The sequence below is a fragment of the Oscillibacter sp. genome, assembly GCF_031978065.1.
In the GTDB taxonomy this organism is placed as follows: domain Bacteria; phylum Bacillota; class Clostridia; order Oscillospirales; family Oscillospiraceae; genus Oscillibacter.
This window is the reverse complement of record NZ_DALZCH010000018.1, coordinates 1-13,092: the sequence shown is the minus strand read 5'-3', so window position 1 is coordinate 13,092 and position 13,092 is coordinate 1. Positions and strand designations below refer to the sequence as shown.

Annotated in this window: 8 protein-coding genes and 2 pseudogenes; 6 read left to right on the top strand and 4 right to left on the bottom strand. The window is 51.4% G+C overall.

Annotated features, from left to right (window positions below; all coding sequences use genetic code 11):
• Positions 1 to 23 precede the first annotated feature (23 nt).
• From RTK01_RS04395 to RTK01_RS04385, 3 genes and pseudogenes are all read left to right on the top strand, one after another.
• A complete protein-coding gene (locus tag RTK01_RS04395) occupies positions 24 to 539 on the top strand; it encodes a DUF2318 domain-containing protein (RefSeq protein ID WP_312279808.1) in 516 nt (171 codons plus the stop codon).
• A 289-nt stretch (positions 540 to 828) separates the two neighbouring features.
• Positions 829 to 1,530 (top strand): annotated as a pseudogene (locus RTK01_RS04390) (response regulator transcription factor).
• Between the two features lies 1 nt (position 1,531).
• Positions 1,532 to 2,920 carry an ATP-binding protein gene (locus tag RTK01_RS04385; protein ID WP_312279807.1) on the top strand — a complete coding sequence of 463 codons (1,389 nt, stop codon included), beginning with the start codon at positions 1,532 to 1,534 and terminating at the stop codon, positions 2,918 to 2,920.
• An 82-nt stretch (positions 2,921 to 3,002) separates the two neighbouring features.
• Here RTK01_RS04385 and RTK01_RS04380 read toward each other — a convergent pair whose 3' ends face one another.
• The 3 genes from RTK01_RS04380 to RTK01_RS04370 all read right to left on the bottom strand — a co-directional run bounded on the left by RTK01_RS04380 (position 3,003) and on the right by RTK01_RS04370 (position 5,939).
• Positions 3,003 to 3,557, bottom strand: a complete 555-nt coding sequence (locus tag RTK01_RS04380; protein ID WP_312279806.1) for an NAD(P)H-dependent oxidoreductase — start codon at positions 3,555 to 3,557, stop codon at positions 3,003 to 3,005.
• 201 nt (positions 3,558 to 3,758) lie between these two features.
• Complete coding sequence (locus tag RTK01_RS04375) at positions 3,759 to 4,919, bottom strand: cobalamin-independent methionine synthase II family protein (RefSeq protein ID WP_312279805.1); 1,161 nt, start codon at positions 4,917 to 4,919, stop codon at positions 3,759 to 3,761.
• A gap of 93 nt (positions 4,920 to 5,012) precedes the next feature.
• Positions 5,013 to 5,939 carry a LysR family transcriptional regulator gene (locus RTK01_RS04370; RefSeq protein ID WP_312279804.1) on the bottom strand — a complete coding sequence of 309 codons (927 nt, stop codon included), beginning with the start codon at positions 5,937 to 5,939 and terminating at the stop codon, positions 5,013 to 5,015.
• A 529-nt stretch (positions 5,940 to 6,468) separates the two neighbouring features.
• Here RTK01_RS04370 and RTK01_RS04365 point away from each other — a divergent pair.
• From RTK01_RS04365 to RTK01_RS04355, 3 genes are all read left to right on the top strand, one after another.
• Positions 6,469 to 7,752, top strand: a complete 1,284-nt coding sequence (locus RTK01_RS04365) for an O-acetylhomoserine aminocarboxypropyltransferase/cysteine synthase family protein (protein WP_312279803.1) — start codon at positions 6,469 to 6,471, stop codon at positions 7,750 to 7,752.
• A gap of 946 nt (positions 7,753 to 8,698) precedes the next feature.
• The gene (locus RTK01_RS04360) at positions 8,699 to 9,877 is read left to right on the top strand and encodes a site-specific integrase (RefSeq protein WP_312279802.1); all 1,179 of its coding nucleotides are present in this window, start codon (positions 8,699 to 8,701) and stop codon (positions 9,875 to 9,877) included.
• 261 nt (positions 9,878 to 10,138) lie between these two features.
• A complete protein-coding gene (locus RTK01_RS04355; RefSeq protein ID WP_312279801.1) occupies positions 10,139 to 12,274 on the top strand; it encodes a methyl-accepting chemotaxis protein in 2,136 nt (711 codons plus the stop codon).
• 240 nt (positions 12,275 to 12,514) lie between these two features.
• On the opposite strand, the pseudogene RTK01_RS04350 reads toward RTK01_RS04355, so the two are convergent.
• Positions 12,515 to 13,092, bottom strand: a pseudogene (locus RTK01_RS04350) (hypothetical protein); the annotation flags it as partial.

The following is a 13,092-nucleotide window of genomic DNA, read 5'->3' as shown; positions in this document are numbered from 1 at the left end:
AAATTACAAGGAGGAACAAAACAATGCTTATTCAGGTAAAACCCCACGGAAAGGCCAAATGGAAGACCGCGGGGGCTTTCGTATTTGCCCTTGCATCCACCCTTGCTCTGGCCGCCTGCTCCGGCGGGACCGACGGGGACGCCACCCCGCAGACGTCCTCGAGCAGCGGGGAGGACCTTGTCATTAGTCTGGAGGACATTACGGATCAGGCCTCCTTTTACCCAACAGAGGTCAACGGAACCGCCATGGAGGTCATCGCCGTGAAGGCGCCGGACGGCACCATCCGCACCGCTTTCAACACCTGTCAGGTCTGCTATGATTCCGGGCGGGGATATTACGAGCAGTCGGGCGACAAGCTGGTGTGCCAAAACTGCGGCAACCAGTTTACCATGGACCGGGTTGAGGTTGAGGCAGGAGGCTGCAATCCCTGGCCGATTATGGATGGGAACAAAACCGTGACGGAGGACTCCATTACCATTTCCAATGATTTTCTGAATGAGTCAGCGCAGATTTTTAAAAACTGGAAGGTGGAATACTAACAGGGATACAAAGCTGGGGGGAATTTGCCGCAGAGATGGGAAACCGGCGCTTCGTATCCGGGATTGGGGATTTTCCCAGAGCAAACGCAGCGCGGTCGCCAAACCGGCAGCCCACACCGTTTTGGTTGCAATTGGTCAATCCCGGGTATATCATGGAGACAGCCAAACCCCGCGGCAGGAGGACATCTGGCGGGCATTGCGTAAAAAACGGGAACCGCAATTCCTCGCGGTTTCCGTTTCTCCGTCCGGGTACAGGGGGACAAATTTCACGACAGGGCAGGTGCCGCGTATGACAAAGGACAGCAAAAACATTCTGGTGGTGGACGACGAGCCGAAAATCTTGGAGGCCGTGGCCTCCTTCTTAAAAAGCAAGGGCTTTTCCGTTTACACCGCCCAAACCGGCACGCAGGCACTGGAGCTTTTTGACCGGATGAACGTGGCGCTGGTGGTGCTGGACCTCATGATGCCCGACATGACAGGGGAAGAGGTCTGCCGGATTCTACGGAAAAAATCCCGGGTCCCCATTGTCATGCTGACGGCAAAGGCGCAGGAAAACGACCAGTTGGAGGGGCTTGGGCTGGGTGCGGACGACTAGATCACAAAACCGTTTAGTCTGAAGGTGTTGTGCGCCCGGATTGAAGCCCTGCTGCGCCGCGCCGGGGACGACCTGATTCCCCTGACCATGAAAAATTCATGGAATGACGGAGATTTGTATGTGGATTTTGAGCAGAATGTCATCCGAAAACAGGGAACGCCTGTCAGCCTGACCCCCAACGAACTGAAAATTTTATCCGCACTGGTGAAGTATCCCGGAAAGGTGTTTACCCGGGCCGAGCTAATCACCCTTGCTCTGGGCGACGAATTTGACGGCTATGACCGGGCCATTGACAGTCATATGAAAAATCTCCGGCAAAAAATAGAGGACGATCCCCGTTCGCCCGCATACATTCTCACAGTGCACGGGCTGGGTTATAAATTCGGGGGGGAATGATATGCGCAGACTGAAAGGGCAACTATCCCTGACCATGGCGCTGATCGTGCTGTTTACCGTGGCGGTCATCAGCCTGCTGTCTAACATTCTGATCGCCGGGGAATTTGAAAAATATATCGGGGCGCAGCAAAAGGAAAAGGCCGACGACATGATTTCCAATTTCAGCGGCCAGTATGACGGACTGACGGAGCAATGGAACGAGGAATATCTGCATGGCGCGGGGATGTACGCTCTGTATGACGGTTATATTGTCAAGGTCTACGACCGAGAGGGCGCGATTGTCTGGGACGCGGAAAATCATGACATGTCTGCGTGCCATCAGGTGATGACGGAAATTTCCGCGCGGATGAAAAAATGGCGGCCCGACATGCAGGGCGCGTTTGCCGCTCACGACTATCCTCTGACCCAAAACGAGCAGGCGGTTGGCTCTCTCTCCATCAGTTATTACGGCCCATACTTTTTAAGCGACAGCGACTTCCGCTTTCTGGGCGCGCTCAACACGGTGCTGGTTGCCGTGGGGCTGGCCTCGCTGTGCGCGGCTCTACTTGTCAGCGGCGTCTTGGCAAGGCGCATCGCCCGCCCGATTATCAGAACCGGGTATATCGCAAAGCAGATTTCTCAGGGTGACTATTCCGCCCGCTTCGAGGGCAACACGGGAACTCTGGAGCTGGACGAGCTGACCGCCGCCATCAACCATCTTTCCGACCGGCTGGCGGGACAGGAGCGAATGCGAAAACAGCTTACCGCTGACGTTGCCCACGAGCTGCGCACCCCGCTCACCACGCTTTCCTCCCATCTTGAAATGATGATTGAGGGCGTGTGGGAGCCCAGCGCCGAGCGGCTGCAAAGCTGCTATGAGGAGATTGGCCGCCTTTCTGGCCTTGTGGCGGATTTGGAGCGGCTGGAGGAAATGGAGCACGAAAATCTTGCCCTCCATAAAACCCGGGTGGACCTTATGGAGGTTGTCCGCACCGTATGCGCCAGCTTTGCGGCGGACTTTAAAAAGAAGAACCTGTCTTTGACGGTGGAGGGCGGCTCCTCCATTCTGGAGGCCGACCGGGACAAGCTGTGTCAGGTGATGGTAAATTTGCTTTCCAACGCCGTGAAATACACCGGAGCCCACGGGCACATCCGCATCAGTGTGAAGGACGGCGAGGACCACGCCACTCTGACCGTGGAGGACGACGGTATCGGCATCCCTCCGCAGGAGCTGTCCCTTATATTTGAGCGGCTTTACCGCACCGACAAATCCCGAAACCGGGAATCCGGCGGCGCGGGAATCGGCCTTGCGATTGTAAAGTCCATTGCGCTGGCCCACGGAGGAACCGTCCGGGCGGAGAGCCGAGGAGAGCAGGGAAGCCGGTTTATCATGACCCTGCCAAAGCTGTAAAGCAGAAAAAGGACGTGCCGTCGGCTTTTGCCGACGGCACGTCCTTTAAGCTTCATGGGATTCCGCAGCGCGGGGTATGTTGTCAATCCGCCATCTTGTGGAAGAACACCATATATTCGTCCACAATCTTCTGGAAAAACTCCACCGTGCGCTCCACGATATTTCCCTGTTCGTCCAAAAGGCCCGGAACGCTGCCAATATAAGCCTCCGGCTGCTGCAAAACGGGAACGTCCACGCATACCAGCGTCTGGCGCAGGTGATGGTTGGCTCCAAAGCCGCCCACAGGACCCACAGAGCCGCTGACCACCAGGCCGGGCTTCTTCGGCCACACGCTCTCGCCATAGGGGCGGGAGCCAACGTCCAGCGCGTTTTTCATCGCCGCGGGCATGGAGCGGTTGTATTCCGGCGTGAAAAAGAAAACGCCGTCCACTGTTTTTACCGTTTCTCTAAATGCGGTCCATTCCGTGGGGACCTTTCCCGCCGCATCCAAATCCTCATTGTAAAGCGGCAGATTGCCGATTTCGATAAACACCGCTTCAAAGCCCTCCGGCAGCAAAGCGGCAAACTGCTTGGCAATCTTCTTGTTGTAGGAATCGGCCCGCAGGCTTCCGACGATAAACCCGATCTTTCTTGCCATGTTGTGTTCCTCCTTTATCAGATAAGCAGTCCTGTATTTTCAGCATTGCATGCCATTATTATACAGAATGCCTACGGACAATGCAATAGGCGGGCAAGCGCCGATACCGTCTGCATAGCAGATAATATCGGCGCTTGCCTTTACAATATTCCGGGATGGAAAAAGAGGGGCGTCGTAATGTTCGGGCAATTTAAGAAATTCTTACTCGCCCCAATAGCTTTGCGCCAGCCGCTGGCCCTGATCGATCTTGGCCCACTGCTCGGCCTCGCTCAGCTCGTTTCCGCCATCGCAAGAGGCAAAACCGCACTGGTGGGAGAGGTACAGCCGTTCCTTGGGAATCATGGACGCCGCCTCGTCCAGCAGACGGAGGACGCGGGCCTCGTCGTCGAGCTGATTGTTTTTGCTGGAGAGCAGACCCAAGACAATTTCCGTATCGGGCCGGTCCTTAAATGCCGCCAGTGCCTCCAAAGACCCGGCGCGGTCGTCGTCCCACTCCAAAAAGAACCGGTCGTACCGCTGCTGGCCCAAAAAGAGCTTTGCAATGGCGCTGTATGTGCCGCCTCCCATGTTCCGGGAGGCATAGTTGCCTCGGCAGTTATGGGTCCAGACCGTCAGACCCAGAGAGTGGGCATAGTCGATGATCTGGTTGTTGATATTCACAAAGTCTTCGGCCAGTCCCAGCACCTCCGGAGAATTGGTGCCGCCGGTGAAGGGAGAATTGTCATTGTCGGCGGCAAACAGCTCCCACAGGCAGTCGTCAAACTGAATGATTTTCCCGCCCGCAGCAGCGTATTCCGCCACAAACTCCTTATAGGCCTGAATCACGCCCTGCTTCAAAGCCTCGTTGTCGGCATAGACCTGACCGGGCCCTGCCAGCTTGTCAAAAATGGCAAGCTCGGTATAGGCGTGGGCGGCCGCCCAGACGCACTGCTTCAGCGCCGCGCCCTCCGGGGCCAAAGCCGCCAACTGCTTGTAAATTTCAACAAAGTGGTGGTTCTTTCCGGACAGGGGACCGGTGATGGCGATGCCGATATCCCGGCGTGTCTCAAAATGACCGTGCTCGTCCTTGTCACGGAAAAAATAGCCGTGGTCGGCAAACCGGCGCTCCGCGCCGCCAAGACCCCAGATGAAGTCCAGATGCCACATGGATTTGGAATACTCGCCGTCCGTCAGCACCGCCAGTCCGTGCTCGGCCTGCTTGGTTACAACGGCCTTTGTTGCCTCGGCTTCCGCCTGCTGATAACCCGGAAAATCATTATAAAAGGGATACTGAATATCCTCTCGGTCTTCAATTTGACGCTTATAGGCCAGCAGCGCCTCGGGACGAAGCAGGCTGCCCACCGTCTGAAATCTATTGCTCATGGATGTTCCTCCTACGTGTTTGATGGGTATATGATAGCACGGAAGAAGCCCATAGGGTAACACCGATATCCTATCCACATCCATAGTTTAAATCTATATCATCTCGCCGGGAACACCGTAATACCGAATGGCCTTGTCCAGCTCTTCCAGATACAACTCCGCCTGCGCGGTAAGTCGGATGGAGCGGTGGGAAATCCATCCCACCTCAATGGAGTCCTCCACCTGCAAAGGAATGGCGGCAATATTGTCGCCGTTAAGGTCGGCGCTGATGATGCCGGAGGAAATCGTGTACCCGTCCAGTCCGATCATCAGGTTGAACATGGTGGCACGGTCCGTCACTTTGATGCTTTTTTTGTGAAACTCGGTGCTGAGAATCTCCTCCGAAAAATAAAAAGAGTTATACTCCCCCTGCTCGTAGGTCAGGCAAGGGTAGCCCTCCAAATCCTTCAGCGTGATATACTCCCGCTTTGCAAGGGGGCTGGCGCTACCGGTAAAAATATGGGGCTTGGCGGTGAACAGGGAGTGAAAGGTCAAATCACTCTCCCGCAGAAGCTTTTCAATCACCTTGCGGTTAAAGGGATTCAGATAGAGAATGCCAATTTCGCTGCGCAGGGTTCTGACGGACTCCACAATGTCGTGGGTCTGGGTTTCCCGCATGGTCAGCTCGTATTCGTCGGCGTTGGTTTTGCGGACCATGCTGACAAAGGCGTTCACCGCAAAGGCATAGTGCTGGGAGGAAACGCTGAACACCCGGCGGGGCGGCTTCTTGCTGAGATACCGCCGCTCCAGAAAATCCGCCTGCTCGATTACCTGCCGGGCATAGCCCAAAAACTCCACGCCGTCCTGCGTCAGGGCCATGCCCTTGGAGGTCCGGGTGAACAGCTCCACGCCGGTTTCGTTTTCCAGCTCCTTGATGGAACTGGACAGGCTGGGCTGAGACAAAAAAAGGTTGTCCGCCGCCTTGCTGATGGAACCGCAGTTCACCGTTTCAATAAAATATTTTAGCTGCTGTAAGGTCATGGCCTGCTCTCCTCCTTGTTCCATAGGAACCCGCAGGGATTGTTTTGCTGTCCTTTGTCCCGCGCCCGCCTTTTCTCACTGGAAGGTTCCGGCAAAATTCCTCGGCATTTCACCTGAAATAGGGCCGCGCCAACCGAGTTTTCGCCGCATTTACATAGGGTGGCCCCATTATAGGCAGAGAATTCAAGGAAGTCAAGAACAAGACCGCCGGATATTTTATTTTAAAAACCTATTGACAAATCAAAATTGGGGCGATACAATACCCACCATACCAATCAATCATATAGGTTATTAAAACTGAGAGGAGTGAGGGATATGACAACGCTGTTTCAAAAACTGCTGCGGGGCAATTTCCGTTGTGGGCGAATGCTGTACTCCCGGACAAGTGATATGGCCGGGCGCGTCGGCATGTCCTGTTCGCGCCCTTGGTGACAAAGCCGCACCAAACAGGCCATACCTCTTATCCGGGAGCTGCGTGACAGCCCCGGCTTTTTTATTTTAATTTTACATAAATGAAAGAGGTATTACCATGAGCAACTATAAATTTGAGACCTTGCAGCTTCACGTAGGTCAGGAGCAGGCCGATCCCGCCACCGATTCCCGGGCCGTGCCCATTTACCAGACCACCAGCTACGTATTTCACAACTCCGCCCACGCAGCCGCCCGGTTTGGTCTGGCGGACCCGGGCAACATCTATGGGCGGCTGACCAACTCCACGCAGGACGTGCTGGAAAAGCGCATTGCGGCGCTGGAGGGCGGCGTGGCAGCCCTTGCCACCGCGTCCGGTGCGGCGGCCATCACCTACACCATTGAGGCGCTGGCGCAGGCGGGGGACCACATCGTCTCTCAGAAGACCATCTATGGCGGCAGCTACAATCTTCTGGCCCACACCCTGCCCCAGTTCGGCGTGACCACCACCTTTGTGGACGCACACAATCTGACCGAGCTGGAAGCCGCCATTCAGGACAATACCAAGGCCGTTTTTGTGGAGACGCTGGGCAATCCCAATTCCGACATTCCCGACATCGGCGCGATTGCGGAAATCGCCCATAAGCACGGCCTGCCTTTGGTGATTGACAACACCTTCGGCACGCCCTATCTCATCCGCCCCATCGAGTACGGGGCCGATATCGTGGTCCACTCCGCCACCAAGTTTATCGGCGGCCACGGCACCACGCTGGGCGGCATTATTGTGGACTCCGGCAAGTTTGACTGGAAGGCCGCCGGGAAATTTGCTCCCATCGCCGACGCAAACCCCAGCTATCACGGGGTAAGCTTTGTGGATGCGGCCGGACCCGCCGCCTTTGTCACCTATGTGCGGGCCATTCTTCTGCGGGACACCGGCGCCGCCATCTCTCCCTTCAACGCGTTTTTACTGCTTCAGGGCGTTGAAACCCTCTCTCTGCGTCTGGACCGGCACGCGGAAAACACGAAGAAGGTGGTGGAATTTTTGGCGAACCACCCTCAGGTGGAGCGCGTGAACCACCCCTCTCTGCCTGACCACCCGGACCATGCGCTGTATGAGAAGTATTTCCCCAACGGCGGCGCGTCCATCTTTACCTTCGAGCTTCAGGGCGGGCAGGAGGAAGCTCACGCCTTCATCGACCATCTGGAAATTTTCTCTCTGCTTGCCAACGTGGCGGACGTGAAGTCTCTGGTCATTCACCCCGCCACCACCACCCACTCTCAGCTCTCCGCCGAGGAGCTTGCGGATCAGGGCATTAAGCCCAACACCATCCGCCTGTCCATCGGCACGGAGCATATCGACGATATCCTTGCCGATCTTCAAAACGGCTTTGCCGCGGTGAAATAATTACTGCGCAGAAACGCGCCGTGCCTATGTAAGCTTATAAAAATGGCCTTTTGCCTGAAACGGTTTTTTGAATCGTATAAGGCAAAAGGCCATTTTATTTTCAATTACGCGTCCTCGACAAACAGAATCCCCTCTGTGGACCGCAGAGCGCACAAAAGCGCAGTCCGGTGCGCTGCGAGGTCTAGGCTTTTTCCCAATGACGTGACGCATACCGCCCACAAAGCTGCAATCCAAGGGATGGACATTGACCTTATTCATCTCCATGACAGTCTTAGAAAACAGGTCGGTATCCATTACCTTTAAAAATTCCTCGCCGGTTTCAAAGACAAAGCCGCACTGCAACGCGCTTACGTCATAGTAATTTTCACCTCTTTTTCTACACAACACTGTCAAGCATGGAAGTGAAGCGCGCTTTGCCATGACATAGATAAAGGCCTCGACTTAAAGCCGTTCAAACCCCTGTCAACCAATCGTTTTCATCGTTCTGCATCCGTTGTTTTCGGACTTTATCATCCGCTGCGTTCAATTATAGCCGAACAAACGACAAGGAAATATGCATCTCATACGGACTGCCAAGTGTAATTAGAACTCGTACCCAATAAAACGGAAGAGACAGCGCCTGAAGACTCCGAAAAATAAGCAAGTCCACAGAAAAATATCTGTGGACTTGCTTCTTGCTTTATTGTCAAATTTAATTCTCGTATTGCCTTAATGCTGAAAAAATGTCACAGTTTATTTGAAACCATGACGGCTATTTTAGACAAAATACGACGATTTTTATTATATACCTCTTGTGTTTTCTTGTCAATCAAACGCCAATTTTTCATATCAGAGCATTTACGCAAGCATTTCTGGCACAATAATGAAAATTTTTTCTTTTGTACTAAAAATAAGCCGTCAATTTTAGCGTCACTCATCAAGGTTTACAGAGGAGGATTTATACACGATGGCACGAAAAGGAGAAAATATTTATAAGCGCAAGGATGGCCGTTGGGAAGGCCGAGCGATTCAACAGGATGGAAAGTACCACTCTTTTTATGCAAAAACATACCGCGATGTCCGGGCAAAAATGAAGTATCAAAAAGGGGAGAGAGACGCTGTGAAATCTACTCCTGCCATCCCCTGCGACAACGCCGCAATTTTATTTGAAGATTGGCTGAAAGGAGACCTTTATAGCCGTTTAAAACCATCGACCTATGAAAGCTACTTTCGCTGCACACAAAAATATATGCTTCCGCATTTCAGGAAACCGGAAAACATGCAGTTGACAGAGCAATCCATTGCGCGATTTTTAAAAGCGGTCAATGAAAAAACGGCTCTTTCTGAAATATACCGTAAAAAGATTTTATCTATCTTCAAAACTTCTTTGCGGGATATTTCCCAAAGCCAGTCTCAATTTGCCTGTCTGCTCCAATATGTAGCATTGCCAAAGACGAGTACATGCCAAAAAGAAATACCCGTCTTTTCAGTAAAGGAACAACGTTCCATTGAACATGCAGTCCATTGCTCCAAAGATAAACGGACCTTTGGCTTAATGCTTTGTTTCTATACAGGAATCCGCATAGGGGAGCTATGTGCGCTTAAGTGGAACGACTTTGATTTGGAGGCTGGCGTGATGTCTGTTTCCAGAACGGTGTCACGCATTCAAAATTTTAAAGGCGGCGGAGAAAAAACATATCTTCATGTGGGGTCGCCCAAGAGTAAAGCTTCTTTACGCAAAATACCTTTGCCCTCCTTTTTGCTCGAACTGGCAAGAGCGCGGGATCCCGATTCTATGAATGAAAATAACTACATTCTTTCGGATAAACCCGCACCCTTTGACCCTCGTATTTATCAGCGCATTTACAAGCGGGTTTTGAAAGACGCCGGTATTCGGGATCGAAAATTCCATGCAATACGCCATACCTTTGCCACAAGAGCCCTTGAAATTGGGGTTGATATCAAAACCCTCAGCGAGATATTGGGGCATTCCAGCGTTGGTATTACTCTAAATATCTACGCCCACTCGTTGATGGAGCAAAAAAAAATTGCCATTGAAAAGTTCAATGAACTGCACATTGTGCACATGTGTATTGCGGAATGTGCCGTCAATTCTCTGGTCACTCCTGCGGAAAGCGCCTTGTAATCCAGGGGAAAAGCTGTCTTACGCATGGTTTCAAATAAACTGTGACAAATGCAACCGCTTATTTCACTCTATTATTATATTATAAATTAAACACGTAAATTTTATTCTAGCATGCCATTCAAAAAATTGTAATGAAACTTAAAGGAGATTTTTTTAAGTCAAAACACGGACAAATCCCAAAATGGAATTTCAGACTCCTCAGTCTGGAATTGCTGCTATTACGGGGGCGTAAATCAAAATAAGAAGTGAGGATTCGGTTGCATGAAAATGAAACCCAAGGCCCTGAAATCAGGGAACAGCAATATGCAAAAAAGCAGAGGAATTTCATTCACCAAAAAAGTGGGATTTAAACTGTCACTGTTTGCTACCTGCGGAATTTTACTTGTAGGTGCATTGACCGTTACCTACATGTCAATCAGCAGTTATCGGCTGATTGAGCAAGCCAATGAGGAGCGGAGTAATGCTGCACTCCATACGATGCAAGCTGTTTTGGAGGATTATCAGGAGGATTCCGTAAGAGCAGCAACCTCTATGGCCAGCTACGAAAACATGGTTCTTGCAGTAGAAAGTGGTGATGCAGCCGCCATAAGGTCCGCAGCAGCAGAGGCAAGTACCGTGATGGGGCTGGACGTGGATTTTGTCACTGTATCAAATGCGCAGGGAATTACTATTGCACGTACGCACAGTGATAAAACGGGCGATTCTGTTATCTCACAGAAGAATATCTCCATGGCACTCGACGGAGAGATTACCACTCATATTGATCTGGGCAATGAAATTAAATTAAGCATCCGAACTGGCGCACCTGTTAAAAATGCATTGGGAAAGACCATAGGTGTCGTATCAACCGGCTACTCTATGGTGGACCCCGCCTTTGTTGATCGCATGAAGGAAATGACAGGGAATGAATTTACTATTTTTATTGGTGACGAGCGTGCCAACACCACCGTTATCCAAAATGGAGAACGTGCAGTCGGTACAAAGCTGGATTCTAATATCTCAAAGACAGTGTTAGAAGACCGCCTTGAATATCAGGGAAATGCAGATATATTAGGGATGCCCTATGCTACGGTGTACTCCCCGATTATCGACAGCGACGGAAATGCTATCGGAATTTACTTTACAGGCGTATCAATTGAGAAAATAAATGCCGCGTTGAATACCACTACTATTTTTTCAATCCTGGGCGTGGTGATCCTCTTAATTTTGGTTGCTGCGGTTCTTACTCTTTACATCCGAAAAGCAATTGCAAAGCCCCTGACAAGCATGTCGCAGATTGCTTCTGAATTGTCCCGGGGAAATTTGGATACTGAACTTACCTATCAGTCCGGCGATGAGTTGGGCGTATTGGCCGATGCAATGCGCTTAACCATCTCCTCCCTGCAAAGCTACATACACGACATTTCAGAAAAGCTGGGGCAGATGTCACGCGGAGATATGCGGATTACTATGAATCTCGAATATGCTGGAGACTTTGTTGCCATCAGGCAAGCAATAGAATCGATTTCCTCAAACCTCAATCGTACATTGCTGTTGATTAACACAACCTCAGAAGAAGTCAACTCTGGTGCGGATCAGGTATCTGCCGCGGCGCAGGCCCTTGCAGCCGGAGCCACAGAACAGGCGGCAACCGTTGAAGAGCTAAACGCTTCTATCACAAGCGTAACCCAGCAAGCGGAACTGAATATTACAAATGTTCAAAAGTCTGTGAGGTATGTTGAACAGGCGGAAAATGATATTACAGAGAGTAACGACCACATGCAGCGACTTAACACCTCCATACAGGAAATCAGTACGACTTCCCAGGAAATCTCCAAAATCACTAAGTTGGTGGAGGATATTGCTTTCCAGACCAACATTCTTGCGCTGAACGCCGCTGTGGAAGCAGCGCGAGCCGGAAGCGCCGGAAAGGGCTTTGCTGTGGTAGCCGATGAAGTGCGCAACCTTGCGGCAAAATCTGCGGAAGCAGCCAAGCAAACGGCTGCATTGATTGAAAAATCAGTTGCAACTGTATCCGAAGGAGAAAAACTGGCTGCGGACACGTTAAAACGTTTGATAGAGGCTTCTGAGAAAGCGGAATTGGCTGTACAGTCTATTCGCGAAATTGAAACCGCCACCAGCGAGCAGGCAGCTTCGATTGAACAGATTAACGAAGGCTTGTCACAGGTTTCGGCAGTGGTACAGACGAATGCCGCTACTGCGGAAGAAAGCTCGGCTTCCAGCGAGGAGTTGGCAGCCCAGGCCCAGACCTTGCAGCATGAGGTTAGTAAGTTTAAGCTCGCTGATACACAACGGTTTTCTGCGTATCCGGCCGAAGAAAAAGCACAGACCCCAACGCTGTCGGCAGAAGAGCGCGATAACCACATGAGTCTTGCATACAAGACGGGAAAATATTAAAGCAAGCGGAGATTCTCTGGAAAAGAATAAGCGCATCACAATTGCCACGTTGGAAAAGCTGGCATAAGGATTGGCTGTACGCCCAATAACATTGTGTCCTTTACGAAATAAAGCTATCGGTTGCAATTCTGCTGCCGATAGCTTTATCTTGTTTCTATTCAACTGACTGTTTACGCTCCCACCACAACTAAAACTCTGACGTACAAACGCTGCTGATGTGATAAAAGGCTGAAAGCCAGCTTAACACGAATACAGCCAAGGCGATAAACGTTGACTTGTATCGCCGGTGCTGATACTCTGGCCGACTCTAAAACCGGACAGATTTTGCACTCTAAAATTGATTGGAGGTGCGTCTCCCCCTATTGATGCACCCGCAGTAAATCCGCCGATGATTGCTGCATTGATTTGATTATATACCGCCAGATAGTATGATGTATTGGCCCTGAGTGTAACCGATGTAGTGAGTGGGATTACAAAAATCCCTCCGAAAATAGAATTGACTGTGTTTGTTACTGCAACGACCTCCGCCTGACTATTGCTTGTGGGCAGTAGAATCGCCATTTGGAAGACGCCCGTACGTGCACCTACTTGCGTAATGTAAGCTGCAATCTCCGTGACAACTTTATCAGCGCCACAGTCAAATATCAGCGCGGCAAAGGCCTCGTTGTTTCCTCCGCCTTGATTATAAGAAATTCCGGCGTTAATTGTTCCCAGCGTCCCGGTTTCAATATACGTATTATTTCCACTTGAAGGCCCGGTTGGCCCCGTAGCTCCTGTGGTTCCCGTAGCTCCTGTGGTTCCCGTAGCTCCTGTGGTTC